At 71.6% G+C, this 22,953-nt stretch carries 22 protein-coding genes; 13 read left to right on the top strand and 9 right to left on the bottom strand.

The features are described 5' to 3' along the window. Positions 1–28 precede the first annotated feature (28 nt). Complete coding sequence (locus ACFYPA_RS10415) at positions 29–1,150, bottom strand: magnesium and cobalt transport protein CorA (RefSeq protein ID WP_359076842.1); 1,122 nt, start codon at positions 1,148–1,150, stop codon at positions 29–31. A 410-nt stretch (positions 1,151–1,560) separates the two neighbouring features. Here ACFYPA_RS10415 and ACFYPA_RS10410 point away from each other — a divergent pair, with 410 nt between their 5' ends. After that, the gene (locus ACFYPA_RS10410; RefSeq protein WP_359076844.1) at positions 1,561–2,145 is read left to right on the top strand and encodes a suppressor of fused domain protein; all 585 of its coding nucleotides are present in this window, start codon (positions 1,561–1,563) and stop codon (positions 2,143–2,145) included. Between the two features lie 69 nt (positions 2,146–2,214). Here the strand turns inward: ACFYPA_RS10410 and ACFYPA_RS10405 are convergent, their stop codons facing one another. Beyond that, complete coding sequence (locus tag ACFYPA_RS10405) at positions 2,215–3,447, bottom strand: MFS transporter (protein ID WP_359076846.1); 1,233 nt, start codon at positions 3,445–3,447, stop codon at positions 2,215–2,217. Between the two features lie 156 nt (positions 3,448–3,603). Here ACFYPA_RS10405 and ACFYPA_RS10400 point away from each other — a divergent pair, with 156 nt between their 5' ends. The 3 genes from ACFYPA_RS10400 (at position 3,604) to ACFYPA_RS10390 (ending at position 5,969) form a co-directional block, all read left to right on the top strand. Continuing rightward, positions 3,604–4,248: a DUF6758 family protein gene (locus ACFYPA_RS10400; protein WP_359076848.1), complete on the top strand. Its 645-nt coding sequence runs from the start codon at positions 3,604–3,606 to the stop codon at positions 4,246–4,248. A 74-nt stretch (positions 4,249–4,322) separates the two neighbouring features. Beyond that, a complete protein-coding gene (locus tag ACFYPA_RS10395; protein ID WP_359076850.1) occupies positions 4,323–5,189 on the top strand; it encodes a PHP domain-containing protein in 867 nt (288 codons plus the stop codon). A 174-nt stretch (positions 5,190–5,363) separates the two neighbouring features. Beyond that, entirely contained in the window at positions 5,364–5,969 is a 606-nt protein-coding gene (locus ACFYPA_RS10390; protein ID WP_359076852.1) for a MarC family protein, read from the top strand. Positions 5,970–6,066: 97 nt separating this feature from the next. On the opposite strand, the gene ACFYPA_RS10385 is transcribed toward ACFYPA_RS10390, so the two are convergent. Then, positions 6,067–6,219, bottom strand: a complete 153-nt coding sequence (locus ACFYPA_RS10385; protein ID WP_177328023.1) for a hypothetical protein — start codon at positions 6,217–6,219, stop codon at positions 6,067–6,069. Positions 6,220–6,442: 223 nt separating this feature from the next. On the opposite strand from ACFYPA_RS10385, the gene ACFYPA_RS10380 reads away from it, so the two are divergent. After that, positions 6,443–7,330 carry an NYN domain-containing protein gene (locus ACFYPA_RS10380; protein WP_359076854.1) on the top strand — a complete coding sequence of 296 codons (888 nt, stop codon included), beginning with the start codon at positions 6,443–6,445 and terminating at the stop codon, positions 7,328–7,330. A 41-nt stretch (positions 7,331–7,371) separates the two neighbouring features. On the opposite strand, the gene ACFYPA_RS10375 is transcribed toward ACFYPA_RS10380, so the two are convergent. Both ACFYPA_RS10375 and ACFYPA_RS10370 read right to left on the bottom strand, forming a co-directional pair. Beyond that, complete coding sequence (locus ACFYPA_RS10375) at positions 7,372–8,217, bottom strand: alpha/beta hydrolase (RefSeq protein WP_359348818.1); 846 nt, start codon at positions 8,215–8,217, stop codon at positions 7,372–7,374. Positions 8,218–8,321: 104 nt separating this feature from the next. Continuing rightward, on the bottom strand, positions 8,322–10,244 hold the full coding sequence (locus ACFYPA_RS10370) for a DEAD/DEAH box helicase (protein WP_359076858.1): 1,923 nt from the start codon (positions 10,242–10,244) through the stop codon (positions 8,322–8,324). A 475-nt stretch (positions 10,245–10,719) separates the two neighbouring features. Between ACFYPA_RS10370 and ACFYPA_RS10365 the strand changes: the two genes are divergently transcribed. Continuing rightward, the gene (locus tag ACFYPA_RS10365; RefSeq protein WP_359076860.1) at positions 10,720–11,454 is read left to right on the top strand and encodes a ferritin-like fold-containing protein; all 735 of its coding nucleotides are present in this window, start codon (positions 10,720–10,722) and stop codon (positions 11,452–11,454) included. Positions 11,455–11,494: 40 nt separating this feature from the next. Here the strand turns inward: ACFYPA_RS10365 and ACFYPA_RS10360 are convergent, their stop codons facing one another. From ACFYPA_RS10360 to ACFYPA_RS10345, 4 genes are all read right to left on the bottom strand, one after another. Beyond that, positions 11,495–11,764, bottom strand: a complete 270-nt coding sequence (locus ACFYPA_RS10360) for a hypothetical protein (protein WP_359076862.1) — start codon at positions 11,762–11,764, stop codon at positions 11,495–11,497. 255 nt (positions 11,765–12,019) lie between these two features. After that, the gene (locus tag ACFYPA_RS10355; RefSeq protein ID WP_024490505.1) at positions 12,020–12,247 is read right to left on the bottom strand and encodes a DUF3107 domain-containing protein; all 228 of its coding nucleotides are present in this window, start codon (positions 12,245–12,247) and stop codon (positions 12,020–12,022) included. Between the two features lie 132 nt (positions 12,248–12,379). Then, complete coding sequence (locus ACFYPA_RS10350) at positions 12,380–13,021, bottom strand: TetR/AcrR family transcriptional regulator (protein ID WP_136329491.1); 642 nt, start codon at positions 13,019–13,021, stop codon at positions 12,380–12,382. 167 nt (positions 13,022–13,188) lie between these two features. Further along, the gene (locus ACFYPA_RS10345; protein ID WP_359076865.1) at positions 13,189–13,404 is read right to left on the bottom strand and encodes a hypothetical protein; all 216 of its coding nucleotides are present in this window, start codon (positions 13,402–13,404) and stop codon (positions 13,189–13,191) included. Positions 13,405–13,531: 127 nt separating this feature from the next. Between ACFYPA_RS10345 and ACFYPA_RS10340 the strand changes: the two genes are divergently transcribed. From ACFYPA_RS10340 to moeZ, 7 genes are all read left to right on the top strand, one after another. After that, positions 13,532–14,497, top strand: a complete 966-nt coding sequence (locus tag ACFYPA_RS10340; protein WP_359076866.1) for an alpha/beta hydrolase — start codon at positions 13,532–13,534, stop codon at positions 14,495–14,497. After that, positions 14,482–15,927, top strand: coding sequence for a DUF3152 domain-containing protein (locus ACFYPA_RS10335; RefSeq protein ID WP_389130998.1), 1,446 nt, complete (start codon positions 14,482–14,484; stop codon positions 15,925–15,927). Before ACFYPA_RS10340 ends, ACFYPA_RS10335 begins: the two co-directional genes overlap by 16 nt. Positions 15,928–16,219: 292 nt before the next feature. Further along, positions 16,220–18,022: a DUF3492 domain-containing protein gene (locus ACFYPA_RS10330; protein ID WP_389131081.1), complete on the top strand. Its 1,803-nt coding sequence runs from the start codon at positions 16,220–16,222 to the stop codon at positions 18,020–18,022. A 97-nt stretch (positions 18,023–18,119) separates the two neighbouring features. Further along, positions 18,120–19,727 (top strand): hypothetical protein, encoded by a 1,608-nt coding sequence (locus ACFYPA_RS10325; RefSeq protein WP_389130996.1) that lies wholly within the window; start codon positions 18,120–18,122, stop codon positions 19,725–19,727. 137 nt (positions 19,728–19,864) lie between these two features. Next, the gene (locus ACFYPA_RS10320; protein WP_359076870.1) at positions 19,865–20,830 is read left to right on the top strand and encodes an NAD-dependent epimerase/dehydratase family protein; all 966 of its coding nucleotides are present in this window, start codon (positions 19,865–19,867) and stop codon (positions 20,828–20,830) included. Continuing rightward, positions 20,818–21,660: a phage tail protein gene (locus ACFYPA_RS10315; protein WP_389130993.1), complete on the top strand. Its 843-nt coding sequence runs from the start codon at positions 20,818–20,820 to the stop codon at positions 21,658–21,660. Before ACFYPA_RS10320 ends, ACFYPA_RS10315 begins: the two co-directional genes overlap by 13 nt. Before the next feature lie 85 nt (positions 21,661–21,745). Next, entirely contained in the window at positions 21,746–22,924 is a 1,179-nt protein-coding gene (moeZ, locus tag ACFYPA_RS10310; protein WP_359076873.1) for an adenylyltransferase/sulfurtransferase MoeZ, read from the top strand. Positions 22,925–22,953: the final 29 nt, after the last annotated feature.

Raw genomic sequence — 22,953 nt, 5'->3', positions numbered from 1 at the left:
AGCTTAGACGGGCCCCGCTCCAGCGGTCTCAGAGCCAGCCGTTGCGCTTGAGCATGCGGTGGATGGAGAAACACACCACGCCGATGAAGCCCAGGACCATCGGGTAGCCGTACGTCCAGCGGAGCTCCGGCATGTGCTTGAAGTTCATGCCGTAGACGCCGCAGATCATCGTCGGTACGGCGATGATGGCCGCCCACGACGTGATCTTGCGCATGTCCTCGTTCTGCGCGACGGTCGCCTGCGCGAGGTTGGCCTGGAGGATCGAGTTAAGAAGTTCGTCGAAGCCGATGACCTCCTCCTGCACCCGGACCAGGTGGTCGGCGACGTCCCGGAAGTACTTCTGGATGTCAGGGTCGATCAGCCGCATAGGCCGCTCGCTGAGCAGCTGCATCGGGCGCAGCAGGGGCGAGACGGCCCGCTTGAACTCCAGCACCTCGCGCTTGAGCTGGTAGATCCGGCCCGCGTCCGAACCGCGCGGGCTGCCCTTGTCCGGGGTGGAGAAGACCTCGATCTCCACCTCGTCGATGTCGTCCTGTACCGCGGCGGCCACCGCGATGTACCCGTCGACGACATGGTCCGCGATGGAGTGCAGCACCGCGGACGGGCCCTTGGCGAGCAGTTCGGGGTCGTCCTGCAGCCGGTGGCGCAGCGCGCGCAGCGAGCCGTGACCGCCGTGCCGCACGGTGATGACGAAGTCCCGGCCGGTGAAACACATGACCTCGCCGGTCTCGACGACCTCGCTGGTCGCGGTCAGCTCGGCGTGCTCGATGTAGTGGATCGTCTTGAAGACGGTGAACAGTGTGTCGTCGTACCGCTCCAGCTTGGGGCGCTGGTGGGCGTGGACGGCGTCCTCCACGGCGAGCGGGTGCAGCCCGAACTCCCGGGCGATGCCCGCGAACTCCTCCTCGGTCGGCTCGTGGAGGCCGATCCAGGCGAAGCCGCCCTTCTCCCGGACGCGCAGCATCGCCTCGTGCGGCGTACGGCAGGTGCCGTCCTCCTCGGCGATGCGGCGGCCGTCGCGGTAGACCGCGCAGTCGACGACCGCGCTGGAGGCGGAGGGGTCGCGTGTGGTGTCGTAACCGCTGTGCAGGGTGTTGGCCTTGCGCAGGGACGGGCGCACCACGGCGCGCAGGTCACGGATCATCGACATGGCTGGCTCCTTCACGGAGGGCCGTCTGCGCAGGCGTGGAACAGCCCGGAATGGGGACGTGAGCTCACGTCCGCAAAGCGGGCGGCACCGCGGAGGCACGACGACGGCGTTCGCTACAGACAGGCAAAAAAGGAGTGCTCTTCCGTCGTGCGAAATGCCATGCGCCTTGACCGAGAAGGCGTCAGATCACAGAAGAAAGGTGTCGAGCGGAAGAGCGGTTGGTACTGCACGGTCGACTTGGATCCACCGCAGCCCCACCTCCTCCGGTCGGTCCCCCGTGGGGGATGACGTTTCGTCGGGACTTGAGAGCGACGCTTCTGCGTGCTGTCCCGACCGGCACCCCAGGCTAGCAGCCGGTACAGGGTCAATCCCTTACTTTGCCCTCTCCATACGCGTCCTATGCTCGCGGCATGTCAGAAATTCTTGCTCTGGTCGAGGCACGTCTGCGGACGGCCCTGGGTGAACCGGACGCACGCGCAGCAGTGACGTTTCTCGGGACGGACCGGATCGAGGTACTCCGATTCATCGACGGCGACGTGGTGAGGTACGCCACCCTCGGCATGTCCGCCCAGCCGATGGGCGATCCGACCGCCACCCTCGCCGACCCGGTCAAGGGCCCTCGTGCCGAGTTGGTCCTCTCGGTACGGGGCGGGCTCGCGGACACCGACCAGGTGCTGCGCAAGCTTGCCGTACTGGCGGCGTCACCGCAGGTGGAGGGGGTCGTCGTGGCGCCGGGTGCCTCCCTGGACGTGGGTGAACCGCTGTGGCCCGGGGCGCCGTTCAGCTCCGTGCTGGTCGCCGAGCCGGGGGGTCTGGTGGAGGATCTGGAGCTGGAGGACCCGATGGAGCCGGTGCGGTTCCTGCCGTTGCTGCCGATGACCCACAACGAGGCGGCCTGGAAGCGGGTCCGGGGCGGGCAGGAGCTCCAGGAGCGGTGGCTGTCGCAGGGGACGGATCTGCGTGACCCGCTGCGGGCCCCGGTCGCCCTGGACTGAGCCGGACGCGATGCGAGAAGCCCCGCCACGCGGCCCGGAGCCGTGGGCGGGGCGGTACGGGCCGGGCCGTCAGTTGGCGAAGACCGTGACGCCGTCCTCGGTGGCGTGCTTCGGCTCCAGTTCCTCGGCCTCGTGCGTCAGCGCCGAGCGCCGGACCCAGACCACGAGCGCACCGACGACCGCGGCGGCGGCGGCGACCACGAACGGGATGTGGATGTTGCTCCACTCCTCGATCTTCGGGGCCAGGTAGGGCGCGGCGGCGGCCGCGAACCAGCGGACGAAGTTGTAGCCCGCGCTGGCCACCGGTCGCGGCGCGTCCGAGACGCCGAGCGCCAGCTCCGTGTAGACGGTGTTGTTCATGCCGATGAAGGCGCCGGAGACGATGGTGCAGACGATCGCCGTCGTGTGGTTGCCGTACCCGAGGATCACCAGGTCCGCGGCGAGCAGCACCAGCGAGCCGCCGACCACCTTGAGCGAGCCGAAGCGCTTCTGCAGCCGCGGCGCGACGAGCACCGAGAAGACCGCCAGCAGCAGGCCCCAGGCGAAGAAGACCGCGCCGGACTTGTACGGGCTCATGTTCAGCACGAACGGGGTGAACGCCAGGATCGTGAAGAACGCGTAGTTGTAGAAGAACGCCGAGGTCGCGACGGAGGCGAGGCCGCGGTGGCCGAGCGCCTTCAGCGGGTCGAGCAGGGACGTCTTGCGCGCCGGCCGGGGCTGCTCCTTGAGGAACGCCGTGATGCAGACGAAGCCGATCGCCATCAGCGCGGCTGTGCCGAAGAACGGGTAGCGCCAGCTGGCGTCACCGAGCAGCGCCCCGAGCAGCGGCCCGCAGGCCATGCCGAGGCCGAGCGCCGACTCGTACAGCAGGATCGCCGCCGAGCTGCCGCCCGCCGCGGCGCCGACGATCACGGCGAGTGCCGTCGAGACGAAGAGCGCGTTGCCCAGACCCCAGCCGGCGCGGAAGCCGACGAGTTCCGCGACGGACGACGAGGTGCCGGAGAGCGCGGCGAAGACCACGACGAGCGCGAGTCCGGCGAGCAGCGTCTTGCGTCCCCCGATGCGGCTGGAGACGAAGCCGGTGACGAGCATGGCGACGGCCGTGATCAGGAAGTACGAGGTGAACAGCAGGGACACCTGGCTGGGCGTCGCCTCGAGGCCCTTCGCGATGGACGGGAGAATCGGGTCCACCAGACCGATTCCCATGAACGCGACGACGGAAGCGCCCGCTGTGGCCCATACGGCCTTCGGCTGGCGCAGGATGCTCGCCGTCCCCTGTTCGAACGGATCCTCTCCCTGCATGGGACTCTCGCTCTCCACTAGATCGGTGTGTTGTGCACAGAATAAGTTAGAGCGTCTAATAAATGCAAGTTACATCTAAATCTCCTGGTCGGAGCCACGCTGCGGAAGGGTGATCGTCCTTGACGCGGCGACGGCCGGGGAGGACCGTTGGTCGGTATGAGGGGCGAACCCAGTTGCCCGAAGTGCGGAGGCCGGGTCAAGGCGCCCGGTTTCTTCGACGACACCTGGCAGTGCGACCTGCACGGCAGTGTGCACCCGATGCAGCCGGTCATCCCGCCCAGCGTCGAGGCACTCGGGGTGGTGGTCCACCGCGCCCAGGTGCCGGTGTGGATGCCCTGGCCGCTGCCCGTCGGCTGGCTGTTCACGGGCGTCGCGGCCGCCGGGGACGACCGCAGCGGCGGGCGGGCCACCGCCGTCGCCTGCTCCGGACCGGGGCCGCTCGGCGGGATCGGGGAGCTGCTGCTCGTCGCCGAGGAGCTCGGCGTCGGACTGGGCGCGCGGTACGCCGGGATCGACGGCCCGGACCCGGGCCCGCTGCTGCGGGTCGACGGACCACCGGACGTCAAGGTGCTCGCCGCCGGGCGTCCGACCCCGCTCTGGCACGTGAAGGACGCCCCCGCAGACCGGGCCGTCTTCGCCGGTGAGGCGCGCGGGCTCTGGCTCTGGGCGATCGTCTGGCCCGAGCAGTCGGGTCTCCTGATGTACGACGAGCTGGTGCTGACCGATCTCCGGGACGCCGGGGGAGAGGTCGACCTGGTGCCCTGCGGCGCCCTCACGCCCCGGCTGCTGACGGGCCCCTGAGCGGCCGGGACGGGCCGGTGCGCCGGTTATCCTTGAGCGTCCCCCACCCGGCCGCGAGCACTGGAGTACGCGTCGTGCGCATCGACCTGCACACCCACTCCACCGCGTCGGACGGTACGGACACCCCCGCCGAGCTGGTGCGCAACGCGTCCGCCGCCGGGCTGGACGTCGTCGCCCTCACCGACCACGACACCGTCCGCGGTCACGCCGCGGCGAAGGCCGCGCTTCCGGAGGGCCTCACGCTGGTCACCGGCGCCGAGCTCTCCTGCCGCCTCGACGGCGTGGGACTGCACATGCTGGCGTACCTCTTCGATCCCGACGAGCCCGAGCTGACGCGCGAGCGCGAGCTGGTGCGCGACGACCGGGTGCCGCGGGCGCGGACCATGGTGCGCAAGCTCCGGGAGCTCGGCGTCCCGGTCGAGTGGGAGCAGGTCGCACGGATCGCCGGGGACGGCTCGGTCGGGCGGCCGCACATCGCCACCGCCCTGGTCGAACTCGGTGTCGTCGCGACCGTCTCCGACGCGTTCACGCCCGAGTGGCTCGCCGACGGCGGTCGGGCGTACGCCGAGAAGCACGAGCTCGACCCCTTCGACGCGATCCGGCTGGTCAAGGCCGCCGGCGGCGTCACCGTCTTCGCCCACCCGGCCGCCGTCAAACGTGGCGAAGTGGTCCCCGAGTCGGCGATCGCGAAGCTCGCCGCCGCGGGCCTCGACGGCATCGAGGTCGACCACATGGACCACGACGAGCCCACCCGGGCCCGGCTGCGCGGACTCGCCGGCGAGCTCGGCCTGCTCACCACCGGGTCCAGTGACTACCACGGCAGCCGCAAGACCGTGGCGCTCGGCGAGAACACCACCGACCCGGAGATCTACGGCGAGATCACCCGCCGTGCCACGGGAGCCTTCCCGGTGCCGGGAGCCGGCGGACCCGTCGCCCCGTAACGGCCCACGCGCCACCCTTCACGTCCATGCCCCGCCGCAGCGCGCGGCGTGACACCGTTCGTTCCCGCTCGCGCACCGGCCCGCCGCCGCGACCGTCGTGCACCGCGCCACGGTCGCAGGCAGGGCGTGCGCTCCTCCCCGCCGCATTTCCGCTCTCTCCTCGCAAGGCTCACTGTGTTCGACGTCGCTGTCTTCGGATCCCTTTTCCTCACCCTTTTCGTGATTATGGATCCGCCCGGGATCACCCCGATCTTCCTCGCCCTCACCGCGGGCCGCCCCGCCAGGATGCAGCGCAGAATGGCGCTGCAGGCGGTCGCCGTCGCCTTCGGCGTGATCGCCGTCTTCGGGCTGCTCGGCCAGCAGATCCTGGACTACCTGCATGTCTCCGTCCCCGCGCTGATGATCGCGGGCGGGCTGCTCCTGCTGCTGATCGCGCTCGATCTGCTGACGGGCAAGACCGACGAGCCGACGCAGACCAAGGACGTCAACGTGGCGCTCGTCCCCCTCGGCATGCCGCTGCTCGCCGGACCGGGGGCGATCGTCTCGGTGATCCTCGCGGTGCAGCACGCCGACTCCGTCGGCAGCCAGATCTCGGTGTGGACGGCCATCATCACCATGCACGTCGTGCTGTGGCTGACCATGCGCTACTCGCTGCTGATCATCCGGGTCATCAAGGATGGCGGCGTCGTGCTGGTCACCAGGCTGGCCGGCATGATGCTGTCCGCCATCGCCGTCCAGCAGATCATCAACGGCGTCACCCAGGTCATCCAGAACGCCTGACCCGGCCCCCGGACACCACAGCGCCCCCGTACGGATCTTCCGTACGGGGGCGCTTCGCGTCTTTATACGTCGGCGTCTTTTCTACGTCGGCAATGCGTTACGAAGCCGAGGTCTCGGCCGGGCGGATGTAGATGCGCTGGCCGATAGCCGCGGCCTGCTGCACGATCCGGTTGACGGAGGCGGCGTCCACGACGGTGCTGTCCACGGCGGTACCGTCGACATCGTCGAGTCGCATGATCTCGAAGCGCATATGGCTTCCCTTCGTCTGATCCTCCTGCTGGAGAACTACTGGGAGGACGGGAGGCCCGTCCGCAAGGATGTGGGGCGCACAGGCATCTCTGTCCCGCGCCCCACGGTCTGTACAACGACTTGCTCCCTGCAATCATTCCCTACGCTAAGGAAATTTTTTGGATGTCTAAGTACCAGCAGGTAACCGAGCATGCGCGGACGACGTTCACCCGGGCGAGGCCCGCGTGAACGAGGCAGAGACCGCCGACCGTCTGGACCGCACCAACGAACTGCTCCTGCGGGTGCTCGCCGAGGTGTCGAAGACCCCGTCCACCCACGCGATCTTCGTGGACGCCGGTTATGTGTATGCCGCGGCCGGGCTGCTCGTCACCGGTACCGAGGACCGGCGCTCCTTCGACCTCGACGCCGAAGGGCTCATCGAGGCCTTCATCGACAAGGCCCGCACCATCTTCGCGGACAGCCGACTGCTCCGCGTGTACTGGTACGACGGGGCCAGGCGCCGGACCCATACCGTCGAGCAGCAGTCCATCGCCGAACTCCCCGACGTCAAGGTCAGGCTGGGCAACCTCAACGCGAACAACCAGCAGAAGGGCGTCGACTCACTCATCCGCACCGATCTCGAATCGCTCGCCCGGCACCGCGCCATCAGCGACGCCGCGCTCGTCGGCGGCGACGAGGACCTGGTGTCGGCCGTCGAGGCCGCGCAGGGGTACGGGGCCCGGGTCCACCTGTGGGGCATCGAGGCCGCGGAAGGGCGCAACCAGGCCGAGCCGCTGCTCTGGGAGGTCGACAGCCAGCGCACCTTCGACCTCGACTTCTGCCGCCCGTACGTGAACAGACGCCCCGTCACCACCTACGAGGAGGACGGCCCGGCGCCCTCGCGCGAGGATGTCCGCTTCGTCGGTGCGCAGATCGCCGCCACCTGGCTCTCCGCCCGCGGCCGCGAGTCCCTGGCCGACCTGTTGCCCGGGCACCCGTATCTGCCGGGCTCCGTCGACCAGGACCTGCTGGTCGAGGCGGAACGGCTGCTCCAGCACTCACTGCGCGGCCACGCCCATCTGCGCAGGGCGCTGCGGGACGGCTTCTGGCAGCACCTCCAGGCGCAGTACTGACCTCTGCCGTCCCCGGAGGCGCCGCCGCCCTCCCGCAGCCGCTACAGGCTGTTCCAGAAGGCGACGAGCGCGGCGGCCGTCGGCCCCGGCCGGTCCGTGTTGGGGGAGTGCTCGGCGCCCTCGACCCGGGTCCGGCGCGCGCCGAGGCGTGCCGCCATCTCGTCGAGCAGGGGTACGGGCCATACGTCGTCGCGCTCGCCGGAGATCACATGGACCGGCAGTCCCGCGGCGGCGAGCTCGGCCACCCGGTCCGGTTCGGTGGCCAACTGCCGGCCGGTGGCGATCAGCTGTGCGGGGCGGTGCCGCAGCCAGCGCCGTCGCAGCTCCTCGCCGCCCGTCTCCGCCTCGGCCGGCGGGTCGAAGGCGCGCATGGCCGCCCAGACGTCGTCCATGCTCATCGTGGCGAGCGCGTCCCCGAGGATCTTCAGCTTGACCTTCTGGGCCTCGACGACCTCGGCGGGCCCGGAGGACATCAGGGTGAGCGAACGGAACGGTGCGGGATCCAGGAGCACGGCGGCGCGCGCGATCTGCCCGCCGAGCGAGTGGCCCAGCAGGTCGACCGCGCCGTCCCCGAGACCGAGTGCGGTCGCCTGCGCGAGTACGTCATGGGCCAACTCGCCCTGCGCGTACAGCTCCTGACGATCCGTCCCGTCCGTCTCGTACTGTCCGCGCCCGTCGACCGTGACGGCGCGGTAGCCGGCTTCGGCCAGCGGTTGCAGGAGCGCGATGAAGTCCTCCTTGCTGCCGGTGTACCCCGGCAGCAGGAGGACGGTGCCCCGCGGGCGCGTAGGCGGCACCGCGTCCAGCACGGCGAAGTCCCCGCGCTCGGTGCGCAGCGCGCGGGGGCGGGCGCAGGGGGGCGGGGTGAAGGTGGGTGGCCTGCTCATGGCACGAGGTTACGACCGCGGGCCGGGTCGTCCACGCAGGGGAACGCCGGACGGGCCCGAGGAGATCCCTCGGGCCCGTCCGGCGATCGTCACACGGGGTGCGCTCAGCCCTCGGACTTCGCGGCAGCGGCGCGCGGGGCCCGGCGGCGGCGGGGCTTGGCCTCGCCCTCGGCGGCCGGGGCCTGGGCCACGGCCTCCGTCTTCGCGGCCGTGCGGGGGCGGCGGCGCGCCCTGGAATCCGGCTCGGGCTCGGCGATCGGCGCGATCTGGAAGTCGACCTCGTCCTCGACGGGCTTGATCACACGGGCGCGGCGGCGGGGCTTGGTGACCGTCGCCTCGGCCACGGGCTCGGCCACCGGGGCGGTCTGGAAGTCGATCTCCTCCGCCACCGGCTTGGCGACCCGGGCGCGGCGACGACGCGGCTTCGCCTCGTCCTCCGTCACGGGCTCGACGTCGACCACGACCTCGGCCTTCGCCTTGGCCGTCCTGGTCCTGGTCCGCTTCTTCGGCTCGGCCTCGGGCGCGGCCTCGGTCTCGATGACCACGGCCGGAGCCTCCGCCACGGCCACCGCTGCCTCGGCAGCGACCTCCGTGGCAGCGATCTCCGCCGCACCGACACGACCGCGACGACGGCGGCGGGGAGTGCGCGGCTCGGAGGAGCTGTCAGCGGCCTCGGGGGTCTCGACGACCTCCGTGGCCGGTGCGGGCACCGTCACGGCGCCCTCCTCCGCGGCCGAACCGCCCCGGGTGCGACGACGCTGACGCGGCGTGCGCGGGGGACGCTCCTCGCGGACCGCGGGGGCCGCCGCGGGGGCGGACTTGCGGCCGCGGCCGCCCGTCTCGCCGAGGTCCTCGATCTCCTCGGCCCGCAGACCCGCACGGGTCCGCTCGGTGCGCGGCAGGACACCCTTGGTGCCGGCCGGGATGTCGAGCTCCTCGTACAGGTGCGGCGACGTGGAGTACGTCTCCGGCGGGTCCGGGAACTTCAGGTCCAGGGCCTTGTTGATCAGCTGCCAGCGCGGGATGTCGTCCCAGTCGACCAGCGTGATCGCGATGCCCTTGGCGCCCGCACGGCCGGTCCGGCCGATCCGGTGCAGATAGGTCTTCTCGTCCTCGGGCGACTGGTAGTTGATGACGTGGGTGACACCCTCGACATCGATACCGCGGGCGGCGACGTCGGTACAGACGAGCACGTCGACCTTGCCGTTGCGGAAGGCGCGCAGCGCCTGCTCACGGGCGCCCTGGCCGAGGTCGCCGTGGACCGCGCCGGAGGCGAAACCGCGCTTCTCCAGCTGCTCGGCGATGTCGGCCGCGGTGCGCTTGGTGCGGCAGAAGATCATCGCGAGTCCGCGGCCGTTGGCCTGCAGGATGCGCGAGACCATCTCGGGCTTGTCCATGTTGTGCGCGCGGTAGACGTGCTGCGCGGTGTTCTTGACCGTCGTGCCCTCGTCGTCGGGCGACGTGGCGTTGATGTGCGTCGGCTGCGACATGTAGCGGCGCGCGAGGCTGATGACCGCGCCCGGCATGGTCGCCGAGAACAGCATCGTCTGGCGCTTCGCGGGCAGCATCGTGATGATGCGCTCGACGTCGGGCAGGAAGCCCAGGTCCAGCATCTCGTCGGCCTCGTCGAGGACGAGGGCGCGGACGTGCGACAGGTCGAGCTTGCGCTGGCCCGCCAGGTCGAGCAGTCGGCCCGGGGTGCCGACGATCACGTCGACGCCCTTCTTGAGGGCCTCGACCTGGGGCTCGTAGGCCCGGCCGCCGTAGATGGCGAGAACGCGGACGTTACGCACCTTGCCGGCGGTCTGCAGGTCGTTGGTGACCTGCTGGCAGAGCTCACGGGTGGGGACGACGATCAGTGCCTGCGGGGCGTCGGTCAGCGTCTCGGGCTTGGCCCGGCCCGCCTCTACGTCCGCGAGGACGGTGACGCGCTCCAGCAGCGGCAGGCCGAAACCGAGCGTCTTGCCGGTGCCGGTCTTGGCCTGCCCGATGACATCGGAGCCGGAGAGCGCTACGGGGAGCGTCATCTCCTGGATGGGGAAGGGGGACGTGATGCCGACCGCCTCAAGGGCTTCGGCCGTCTCGGAAAGGATGCCGAGGTCTCGGAACGTAGTCAGGGTGCTGCCTCTTCTGTGAAACGCGGTCCGAGGCGAACGAAGGGGGTCGTACCGTGCCGGGGTTGCTCATCCGGCCGTGGATGGGCCGGGTGGCGCGGGACCACTGCCGTCGCTCGAGCGCTCGTGCCGCTGAGGGGGCCCCTCATCTGCGGTCGTACGTGTCGTACGCCCCGCGTGGAGGGCTGTCGGGTCGGAGCCGATCGGGCCACCGACCGGGCATCCTCATTCAATTTCGCGCAACGAGCAGTTGCAAAATGCTCAGTAGGCGCAATACCACTGTACCCCGGATTCGCGCATCTGTGTTGGGCGAATTCATCGGAACGGTGTGACGTCAGTCGGTGGCCGGGCCCTTCCACCCCCCGGCGGGCGGGCTATTCTGCGGTTCATGGAGACGCCTGACAACGCCACTGAAGCCCCCGCATCCACCAGAATCGCCGACCAGGACTGGGCCACCGCATCCGCCGAGCCGCAGTACCGGGCCGCGGTGGTCGACCTGCTGGGAGCACTCGCCTACGGGGAGCTGGCGGCCTTCGAGCGGCTCGCCGAGGACGCGAAACTCGCCCCGACCCTGGCCGACAAGGCGGAGCTGGCGAAGATGGCGTCCGCGGAATTCCATCACTTCGAGCGCTTGACGGACCGGCTGACCGCGATCGATGTGGAGCCGACCGGTGCCATGGAGCCGTTCGCCAAGGCCCTCGACGACTTCCACCGCATGACCGCGCCCTCCGACTGGCTGGAAGGCCTGGTGAAGGCCTACGTCGGCGACTCGATCGCCAGTGACTTCTACCGCGAGGTCGCGGCCCGGCTCGACTCGGACACCCGTTCGCTGGTCCTCGCCGTGCTCGACGACACGGGGCACGGCAACTTCGCCGTCGAGAAGGTGCGCGCCGCGATCGAGGCGGACCCGAGGCTCGGCGGTCGGCTCGCGCTGTGGGCGCGCCGTCTGATGGGCGAGGCGCTCTCGCAGGCGCAGCGGGTGGTGGCCGACCGCGACGCGCTGTCGACCATGCTGGTGGGCGGGGTGGCCGACGGGTTCGACCTGGCCGAGGTCGGCCGGATGTTCTCCCGGATCACCGAGGCGCACACGAAGCGGATGGCCGCCCTCGGACTGGCGGCCTAGGGCTCTCTCCGGGCTCTCCCTCTCCGGGGCCGCGCGGCGCTCAGGCCGCCGCTGACCGGCCGAGCCGGCGGCTGCGCGGCCTCAGCAGCAGGGACAGGGTCACCGCGGAGATGAGCACCGAACCCACCAGCGTGGCCGCCGCGTGGCCCGGCCCGAGCACCGAGTGGGTGAGATAGGCGCCGAACAGCGCTCCCAGCGCGCCGGTGCCGAGCACGGCGCGGCGGGACGGGAGCCGGGGCGACAGGGTGCGCAGGGCCGCCCAGGCGAGGGCGAGTCCCAGTACGACGGAGCCCAGGGTTTCCAAGATCACAGACGATCACCTCGCAGGTGGGAGGTCGGGCAAATCGGTTGTAGGCGGTACTACCCCCGGGCGATGGCGGGCAACCCTCACGCGGACAGGCTTCGCTCAGCCGCCGCACAGGAACGAGGGCCGCGCGCACCCCGCCGCGAGCCTCCCGCCGTCGCCCCGGTCCGCACCCGCTCGTCCGGCCCCGGCACAGCGGAAAGCGGCCCGGCGGGGAAATCCCCGCCGGGCCGCTTCCACGGTCTCTGCGTCCGGGCGCCGCTACAGCGCGCCGAACCCCACCCGTCGGGTGCTGGGCTCGCCGATCTCCACGTAGGCGATCCGGTCGGCCGGCACCAGGACCTTGCGGCCCTTCTCGTCCGTGAGGCTGAGCAGCTGCGCCTTGCCGGCGAGAGCCTCGGAAACCGCGCTCTCCACCTCTTCGGCGGAAAGCCCGCTCTCCAGAACGATCTCCCGGGGCGTGTGCTGCACCCCGATCTTGACCTCCACGGCTATGTCCCTCCGACGGTCAGTCCCTGCGCGGTGAACCGCGCCGTACGCAGCACACATTAGCCCGCTGAGGGGACCCGTCAGGGCTCGGCGGGCAACGCCCGCAGCGAACACCGGTTCCGCGGGCCCCGCTCAGTGCTGATCGAGGCCGTGCAGCGGGAAGCCCGCGATACCGCGCCAGGCCAGCGAGGTGAGTAGCTGCACCGCCGTGTCGCGCGGGATGGCGGACCGGCTGGAGAGCCAGTAGCGGGCGACCACCTGGGACACCCCGCCCAGTCCGACCGCGAGCAGCATGGACTCGTCCTTGGACAGCCCGGTGTCACCCGCGATCACGTCGGAGATCGCCTCGGCGCACTGGAGCGAGACCCGGTCGACCCGCTCGCGCACGGCGGGCTCGTTTGTCAGGTCCGATTCGAAGACCAGCCGGAACGCCCCGCCCTCGTCCTCGACGTACGCGAAGTAGGCGTCCATCGTCGCGGCCACGCGCAGCTTGTTGTCGGTGGTCGACGCCAGTGCCGTGCGGACCGCGAGGAGGAGCGACTCGCAGTGCTGGTCGAGCAGGGCCAGATAGAGCTCCAGCTTGCCCGGGAAGTGCTGGTAGAGCACCGGCTTGCTGACCCCGGCCCGCTCCGCGATGTCATCCATCGCGGCGGAGTGGTACCCCTGCGCGACGAAGACCTCCTGCGCAGCCCCCAGAAGCTGATTGCGTCGGGCGCGGCGGGGCAAACGAGTGCCCCGCGGGCGCGCCGCCTCGGTCTGCTCGATGGCTGTCACGCCGCCTCCCAAAATTGTGATCGGACCCAGCAGTTCCGTGCACGCTGCGCCATACCGACATCGTACTTTTGGGTAACCCTGGTATGCGCGGCGCGGACGCAGAATTTCACGGACCGGACGACTGCGGTAGCCACAGTTTCCGTACCCCCGTCGCATACCGGGATGTATCAGCGGTAATCGTCCTCATCCTGTGGGACGACGCGGGCCTGCTCCGCCGCATCCGCCTCGTTCGCGCGGTTGCGGTCGACCTCTGCCAATGGCTCGTCGTCCTCCGGGCGCAGCTCCGTCCGCTGCTCGGCGGCGTCCGCGTCGGGTGCCTCGTGATCCGGATCATCCGGCTGAACACCCTCGAAGCTCTCCGGGTCGCCGGGGTCTGCCGTCATGGTGGCTCCCTTCCTTGCTCCGAGCCTAGGAGCTACCCCTCGAAGCCGCCATGCGGTCCGAAGCCGCCCTGCGGTCTGTGACGGCGAACACATGAACCACTGTGTGATCGTCTCGTAACATTGCCGCATGTCTTCGACCGAGCTGCCGGGAGTCCGTGCCGCCGCCGCGGCGGTGTCCCCCACGGTGAGCGCCGTCAGGGTCGCGGAGGGGGAGAGGCTTCGCTCCGTCACGCTGCCCGGTCTGACGCTGACCGTCCGTTCGAGGCCGCCGGAGCGGACCGGGCTGCCACCCGCGCTCTTCGTGCACGGACTCGGCGGCTCCTCGCAGAACTGGACGGCACTGATGCCGCTGCTCCAGGACGTGCTGGACAGCGAGGCGGTCGACCTGCCCGGTTTCGGGGACTCCCCGCCGCCGGACGACGGGAACTACTCGCTCACCGGCCACGCCCGCGCGGTGATCCGCCTCCTCGACGCCGGGGACCGCGGCCCCGTGCACCTGTTCGGCAACTCGCTGGGCGGGGCGGTCGCGACCCGCGTCGCGGCGGTCCGCCCCGACCTGGTGCGCACCCTCACCTTGATCTCGCCCGCGCTCCCCGAGATCCGGGTGCAGCTGTCGGCCGCGCCGACCGCACTGCTCGCCGTTCCGGGAGTCGTGTCCCTGTTCGCCCGGATGAGCCGGGACTGGACCGCGGAAGAACGCACCCGCGGAGTCATGGCACTCTGTTACGGCGATCCGGCGCGTGTCTCCGCCGACGGCCTCCGTGACGCGGTGGCCGAAATGGAGCGGCGGCTGGCGTTGCCGTACTTCTGGGACGCGATGGCGCGCTCGGCACGTGGCATCGTCGACGCCTACACACTGGGCGGGCAGCACGGGCTGTGGCGTCAGGCCGAGCGGGTGCTCGCACCGACCCAGCTCGTGTACGGCGGACGGGACCGGCTCGTCTCGTACCGGATGGCACGCAGGGCGTCCGCGGCCTTCCGCGATGCGCGACTGCTGACACTGCCCGACGCCGGGCACGTGGCGATGATGGAGTACCCGGAGGCGGTCGCCCAGGCGTTCCGGGAACTGCTCGACGAATGCGGCGGGAGCTGATCCGGGGCGTGGGACGACACAGCCGAAAGGGCCCTGGGCCCAGGGCGCCCGAGACCGGGCCCTCCGAGGCGAACGCGGACGCGGGGCGCGAGGGCGCCCGGCCCGCAGCCGGCAGCGGCCGGCGCAGGAGGCCGGGTGAAGCGGCCCCCGGCACCGATGGCCACACTCCGTTCCAGGGCACGCCCCAGGTGCGCGGCGGTCATCCCGAACAGCGTGAACCCGGGGGCGGCTGGGGAACCGGCCCCGTCGGGCGGTTCGGCGACCGCCCGTCGCAGCCGACCGGCCCGGGGCCGGGACGCGCGGGCAACCGGGCCCAGACGCCCGGCCGGTCGCAGGAAGCACGTAACCAGCAGGATCCAGGGACGCCGCGGGACGGGCGGTCGGGGACCGCGGGCAGGCCGCTGATACCGGGGCCGCGGCGCGAGTTCGTCGAAGCCTTCGACAGCCCGCCCGCCCCGCCCGCATCCCGCAGGCCCGCCACCACTCCTTCCGGACCGGGCGACCCGCACCGCTCCGCCACCGAGGGGCGCGAGCAGTCGCCGGAGGCGGACGGCCGCACGCCGGCTCCCGCCGCAGGCGCCAAGGAGACCGGGGGCGGAAAGGGCGGCAAGGAGGCCAAGGGCGGCAAGGGCCGCACCTTCACCGGCATCGCCGCAGCCGCCGTGACGACCGTGCTCGCGGTGGTCGTGGCCGGCCAGGTCGCCCACGACAGCGGCAACCGGTCCGGCGCCGCCCGGACCGCGGGCGTGGACCGGGACGGCGAGGGCGACGCCTCACGCTCGGACGCGCGGACGACGCCCAGCCCCGAAGCGGCGGCGGTCAAGCCCCTTTCGTACGAGCAGAAAATGGCCAAGGCCTACCCGCTGGCGCCGAAGCTCACCGGATCGGGGAAGTTCCAGACGATCGCCGGCACGGCGAAGGCCCCGGGCAAGGGGCAGAAGTACCGCTATCGGATCGATGTCGAGTACGGACTCGGCCTCGACTCCGCGCTCTTCGCCCAGGCCGTCCAGAAAACCCTCAATGATGACCGCAGTTGGGCCCATGACGGCGATATGACCTTCGAACGGATTTCCAGGGGGGAGCCGGATTTCGTCATCACGCTGGCCAGCCCGGGGACCACGGGCGACTGGTGCGAGAAGTCGGGGCTGGACACGACGGAGGACAACGTCTCCTGCGACTCCGCCGCCACCGAGCGCGTGATGATCAACGCCTACCGGTGGGCCCAGGGCGCGTCCACCTTCGGGCCGGACAAGCTCTTCGCCTACCGCCAGATGCTGATCAACCACGAGGTCGGTCACCGGCTGGGGCACAACCACGTGAACTGCGAGACGAAGGGCGCCCTCGCCCCGGTGATGCAGCAGCAGACCAAGTCGCTCGACATCGACGGCGTCAAGTGCCGTCCCAACCCCTGGGTGTACCCGGAGGTCTGAGCCGTGCTCACGGATGTTCGAGCGCCGGCGGCCGTGCCCACCCTCGATCCGGCGCTCGCGGCGTTGCGCCGCACGGTCCCCCAGGGGCTGGCCGCAGCCTGACCCTGTGTGACTGCCTGCTTCTATAGCGCGACGGAACGCTACAGGGGCGGGAAAGTTACGACGGTTCACCCCTTTCGGTGGTGCGACGGACAACCGTCCGTCGGATCACCGGCGAATCCGCTTACGGTCGTCCCGCTGCGAGTCGCCGAACCAACGGAGGCCGCTCACAAGGGAGATCGGGGGTGTGCTCGTGCGGATCGGACTGCTCACCGACGGTGGCTATCCGTATGCGTCCGGTGAGTCCAGACTCTGGTGCGACCGCCTGGTGCGTGGGCTTGCGCAGCACGAGTTCGATCTCTTCGCGCTCAGCCGCAGCGCCGAACAGGAGGCGCAGGGCTGGGTTCAGCTCCCGGCCCAGGTCAGCCGGGTACGGACCGCTCCCCTGTGGACCACCGACGAGGACACCCTCGGTCTGCACACACCCAGGGGACCGCTCTCGCGGCTGCTGACCGGTGGGGGCGCGCGGACGTACGGGCGGCGCGAACGACGGCGCTTCATCACCCACTTCACGGCGCTCGCCGCCTCGGTGTGCGTCGCGGGCGCGTCCGGTGGTGAGCGGGAGGACGAGGACGCGCATGCGCGGTCCGCCGATCCGCGGCTCGCGGGCGCGCAGTTCACCGAAGGCCTCTACGGGCTCGCCGAACTGGCCTGCGAGCACGGCGGCCTCCCCGCCGCCCTGCGCTCCGAGACCGCGGTGCGCATCCTGGAGACCGCCTGCCGTGCTCCCGGTACCGGACGTACCGTCCAGACCGCCACCGTGCCCGATCTCCTCGCCTTCGCCGCAGAGCTCGACCGGGCGCTGCGCCCGCTCTCCCTCGACTGGTACGGCGAGGAGGGCCTCGGCGCCGTCGACCTCTGCCATGCCGCGTCCGGCGGTGCCGCCGCGCTGCCGGGACTGCTGGCCAAACGCTTCTACGGGGTGCCGCTGCTCGTCACCGAGCACGCCGTGCAACTGCGGGCGCACTACCTCGCGGACACCGGTACGCCGGTGAGTGCGCCGGTGCGCGCGCTGCTCGCGAACTTTCACGGGCGGCTCGCCGCCGAGGTGTACCGGCAGGCCGCGCTCATCACCCCCGGTAACACCCACGCCCGCCGCTGGCAGGAGCGCTGCGGCGCCGAACCCGCCAAGGTGCGCACGGTCCATCCCGGCATGGAGTCCGGCCGCTTCGCGACGCTCGGCGAGAGCGAGGACGACGGTGGCCCGGACACGCTGGTATGGGTCGGCAGGATCGAGCCGGCCAAGGACCTGATCGCCCTGCTGCACGCCTTCGCCGAGGTGCGCAAGGCGGAGCCCGACGCCCGGCTGCGGATCATCGGCGCACCGGCCCAGGGTGCGGAGGGCGTCGCCTACCTCGCCCACTGCCGGGCGCTCGCCGACCAGTTGTTCCCCGACGAAGCCGTGGATGCCCACGCCGTCGGCGACAGCCCGGTCTCCTTCGAGGACATCGGCGGGGCCGAGGTCCCCGATCTCGCCCAGGCGTACGCGGCGGGCGGGGTCGTGGTGCTCTCCAGTGTGGTCGAGGGATTCCCGATCAGCCTGGTCGAGGCGATGTTCTGCGGCCGGGCGACGGTGTCCACGGACGTCGGCGCGGTCGTCGAGGTCATCGGCGGAACGGGACTCGTGGTGCCGCCCCGCAATCCGCGGGCGCTCGCGGACGCCTGTCTGGCGCTGCTGCGCGACCCGGAGCGCCGCGCGCGCCTGGGAGCCGCGGCGCGCGCCCGCGCGCTGGAACTCTTCACCGTCGAACAGAACCTCGCGGCATTTCGCGGCATTTACCTGGAGCTGATCTCGCAGGCGCCGGTGCGCAGGCAGCCTGAGCCGCCCGCCGACGGCGGGCCGCGCCCCTTCGCCACCCCGCCGGAGGCCCACGTCCTCGGACTGTGGCCGGAGCCGGACGACGGTCCCGGACCGGCACCTGCCGTGCGGACGCCCAGCTGGGCCGTGCAGGAAGTGGGCGCGGGAGCGCGCGGCGCGGGGGACGGCGATGTGTGAGCAGGAGACGGCCGCGCCGGGCCGTACGAACCGACCGGGACCGACCGGTGCACCTGTCGCACCCGGTGCGCTCGGTGACCAGCACGGAGGAACGACCATGGGCCGCCCGACCGAACCGCCCGAGGCGCTCGGCACACCGATGTCCAGTGGCAACGGGGACCACCGCTCGTGGCCGTCGGCCTCCGGGACGACCCTGCTGGCGGACGTCTCCGAGCCGGCCTGGGAGGCGTCCGCCGCATCCCCGGACGAGACGGCGGGCGCGCCGGGGGAGGGGGCCGCAAGCGTGCCGGGCCCGGACCCCGACGCGGCGCCCGCCCCCGCCCCCGGGGCGCCCGCCACCGGTGCGCCCCCGGCGGCGGGCGACGCCCCGGCGCCCGCTGAGAGCCCGGCACTTGGAGACGCCCCGGCACCCCGGGACGCCCCCGCACTCGCTGAGAGCCCGGCACTCGGAGACGCCCCCGCCCTCACCGAGAGCCCCGCCCTCACCGAGAGCCCCGCCCTTACCGAGAGCCCGACGCTCACCGAGAGCCCGACGCCCGCCGAGAACCCGACGCCCCCCGAAGCCCCCGCCCAGCACGCCGCCCCCCGGGCCCCCGAGATCGCCCACACCGCTCCGGCGCGCAAGCTCACCACCGGGCGGCGGGGCCCCGCCGACCCCGTGAAATCACTCATGCACCGGCACCGCGAACTCTGCGAGCGCGCCGTCGACCCGCTGGAGATCGCCGCCGGACTGGAGGCCCACGGAGTCACCGACCGCACCGCCGCCCGCTACCGGCACCGCGACGTCTTCTCGCTCGCCGAGGAACTGTTCGCCCGCGTGCCCGGTGTCGCGGGGGTGGCCGTCGGGGAACCCTTCGCTCCGGCGCACGACATCGAGGCGCGCGCCGCGTGGTCGCTCCGGGCGCTGCTGCCGGGCGCCGCCTGCCTCACCACCTTCGTCACGCTGCGGCTCACCGAGGGGGTGCTCGACGGCGGCACCCGGCTCGCCATCGGCACCGGAGGCGGTCTCCTCGCGCTCATTGGGCTCGCCCTCGCCCTGCGCACCGGCCCCCTCTGCGCCGGAGGCCGTTCATCGGGGGCCGCCGGGCTCTTCGGCTGCTGGCTGCTGGGCTACGTGCTGTACGGCGACGCCCTGCTCGGCCAACTCCTCAGCGGTGGCCCCGAAGGCCCCTGGGACATCACCCCGGCGCCCCTGCTCGGGCTCGCCGTGGCGGTCGCTCCCGCGGCCTGGTGCGCCCACCTCTTCTCCGTACACGCACACCGCAAACTCAACGGCAGCCGTGCGCTGGAGGAGTTCGCCGCGGGCGTGCGCCCCCTGCTGTTCGCCGCGGTCGCGGTCTTCCTCTGCGTCCTGGGAGGGCTGCTGTACCTGGCGGGGCTCGGGGCCGGGCCGGAGGGCTCCCGGGCCGGGGCCGCCGCCCTCGGCGTACTGCTCCTGCTGGCCCGGCTCCTCACCGTCCACGGCTTCCCCGAACCGGCTGCCACCGGCCTCGCCGCCGCCTGCGCCGTCGAGGCAGCCGCGCCCGCCCTCATCCTGGCCGGCCGGCTGCCCGGCCTCGACGCCCTCGCCCGCCCCGTCGACGCGCTCATCGCGGCGGGCGGCACCGGGGCCGTACCCGCCCTCGCCTGCGGCGCGGCCGCGCTCGGCCTGCTGACCACCGCCACCGTCGCTCTCTCCCGGGCATCTGCCCACACCGCCGCCTGACGCACCTCACAGCCCCCGCGGAGCCGACGCCGCGGGGGCCCGTCCCGCACCGTACGCAACTGCCCCAAGGAGACACCGGACATGACCCACCGATCCCCCGCACCGGCAGCCCGCCGTCGGCACCCTGGGGGCGCGCGATGAGGGTGCTGCTGCTCGGAGCCAATGGATTCCTCGGCCGGTTCGTGGCCGACCGACTGCTCGCCGATCCGGCCGTCCACCTCACGGCGCTCGGCCGCGGCGACGACGCCGACGTGCGGTTCGACCTCGCCGGCGGCAGCCCGGGAGCGCTCACCCGCTTCCTGGACGCCGTCCACCCCGGAGTCGTCGTCAACTGCGCCGGCGCCACCCGGGGCGGGGCCCGCGACCTGACCCGACACAACACCGTCGCCGTCGCCACCGTCTGCGAGGCGATGCGGCGCAGCGGCTGCACCGCCCGGCTCGTCCAGGTCGGCTGCTCCTCGGAGTACGGGCCCTCGCAGCCCGGCTCGTCCACGGCCGAGGACGCCATCCCGCGCCCCGGCGGCCCGTACGGCGTCAGCAAACTCGCCGCCACCGAACTCGTCCTCGGCTCCGGTCTCGACGCGGTCGTGCTGCGGGTCTTCTCGCCGGTCGGCCCCGGCACCCCGGCCGGCTCCCCGCTCGGCCGGCTCGCCGAGGCGATGCGCCGCGCCATGCAGGCGGGCGACGGTGAGCTGAAGCTCAGCGGCCTCGGCGTGCAGCGCGACTTCGTCGACGTGCGGGACGTCGCGCGCGCCGTGCACGCCGCCTCGCTCTCCGCCGCCCAGGGCGTCGTCAACATCGGCACCGGCCGGGCCGTACGCCTGCGTGACGCCGCGGCCGTCCTCGCCAAGGTCGCCGGATACGCCGGCGCACTCCACGAGCTGGACACACCCCCCGCCCGCCTGCCCATCGGCGCCCCGCGCACCTCCGCCGAATCGGTCATGGAGCACCTCTCGGTCACGCCGTCCCCCTACCCCGACGGCTGCGGTGCCTGGCAGCAGGCCGACGTCCGCACCGCCAGGGACCGGCTCGGCTGGCGCCCCCGGATCAATCTGGAGGAGTCCCTCGCCGACATCTGGATGGAGGCGGCGTGCCGTATCTGACCAGTACCGGCACCGTCCGCCGGACCAGCGGCGCGCAGCAGCTCGGCTTCGGCGTCCCCGGCTGCGCGCACCCGCTGCTCGCACCGGCCGAATGGGCCGAACTCGCCCGCCCCGGCACCCCGCTGCACTGGGCCGCCCTCGACATCGACAACGGCCCCGGCGCCCGTCCCGACCCGCACTGCCTGGAAGCCGCGGGACGGATCCGCAACGCCCGCGAACGGGCCGTGCACGGCGAGGAGCCGCTCGACTCGGTGCGGGCCTCGGCCGGACGGCTGCTCGGCAGGCTCGATCTGGCCCATGGCGACCGCCCCTTCGGGGAGCTGGTCGCCGACGCGCGGTCCTACCTGGACTGGTACCGCGTCGACGGCTTCCTCCTCGACCGCTGCCCGGCCGGGCGCCCGGAACTCCCGGCCGTCCGCCGTCTCACCGGCACCCTTTCCGCGCTCCTGGCGGACAGCGACAGCGCCCAGCACGGCGGACACCTCGTGCTCGGCCACGACACCCACCCGTACCCGGGCTACGCGGAGGCCGCCGACCAGCTCGTCACCTTCCGCGGCGCGTGGACCGACTACCGCTGGTCGCAGGTGGCGGAGTGGACCGCCGCCTACCCGCCCGACCGATTCGCCCACTTCGTCCATGGCGTCCCGCGCACCCACCTGGAGGAGGCGATGCGCATAGCCCGCTGGCAGGGCGCCGGGACGATCTTCTTCACGGACCGCACGGAGGAGGTTCCTCCCGGCAACGGGCGTGCGCAAAGCGATCCATTTGCGACACTGCCCAGGTACTGGGACGAAATCGTCTCGCGGATCGGACCTGCTATCTCGGAATGAGAGGGGGCGTGGCAGTGTTACCGCAAGAACAACCGTACGTAGCCGAAGTACGTAGAAACCGACCACCTGCATTGTTGAGGTTCCTGTGTCGCTGCCACCCCTGGTCGAGCCAGCTGCTGAGCTCACCGTCGACGAGGTCCGCAGGTACTCCCGCCACCTGATCATCCCGGATGTCGGGATGGACGGACAGAAGCGGCTGAAGAACGCGAAAGTGCTCTGTGTGGGCGCCGGAGGCCTCGGCTCACCGGCTCTCATGTACATGGCCGCGGCCGGTGTCGGCACGCTCGGCATCGTGGAGTTCGACGAGGTCGACGAGTCGAACCTGCAGCGCCAGGTCATCCACAGTCAGGCCGACATCGGCAAGTCCAAGGCCCAGTCGGCCAAGGAGACCGTGCAGGGGATCAACCCCCTGGTGAACGTGATCCTTCACGAGGAGCGGCTCGAAGCCGACAACGTGATGGACATCTTCGCCCAGTACGACCTGATCGTGGACGGCACGGACAACTTCGCCACCCGCTATCTCGTCAACGACGCCGCGGTCCTGCTGAACAAGCCGTACGTCTGGGGCTCGATCTACCGGTTCGACGGCCAGGCGTCCGTCTTCTGGTCCGAGCACGGTCCCTGCTACCGCTGCCTCTACCCGGAGCCGCCGCCCCCCGGCATGGTTCCGTCCTGCGCCGAGGGCGGTGTCCTGGGTGTGCTCTGCGCGTCCATCGGCTCCATCCAGGTCAACGAGGCCATCAAGCTGCTCGCCGGCATCGGCGACCCGCTGGTCGGCCGTCTGATGATCTACGACGCGCTGGAGATGCAGTACCGCCAGGTCAAGGTCCGTAAGGACCCCGACTGCGCGGTCTGCGGGGAGAACCCGACCGTCACCGAACTCATCGACTACGAGGCCTTCTGCGGCGTCGTGTCCGAGGAGGCCCAGGAGGCGGCGCTCGGCTCCACGATCACTCCCAAGCAGCTCAAGGAGTGGATCGACGCGGACGAGAAGATCGAGATCATCGACGTCCGTGAGCCGAACGAGTACGAGATCGTCTCGATCCCCGGCGCGAAGTTGATCCCGAAGAACGAGTTCCTGATGGGCAACGCCCTCCAGGACCTCCCGCAGGACAAGCGCATCGTGCTGCACTGCAAGACCGGTGTCCGCAGTGCCGAGGTCCTCGCGGTCCTCAAGTCGGCGGGCTTCGCCGACTCGGTGCACCTCGGCGGCGGCGTGGTCGGCTGGGTCAACCAGATCGAGCCCGAGAAGCCGGTGTACTAGAACGTGTGGTGAAAGGGGCCGGTCCGCAT

The sequence above is a fragment of the Streptomyces sp. NPDC005775 genome (genome assembly GCF_042871565.1).
Taxonomy (GTDB): domain Bacteria; phylum Actinomycetota; class Actinomycetes; order Streptomycetales; family Streptomycetaceae; genus Streptomyces.
Note: the sequence above shows the minus strand (reverse complement) of the source record. Positions and strands in the feature narration are given on the sequence as shown.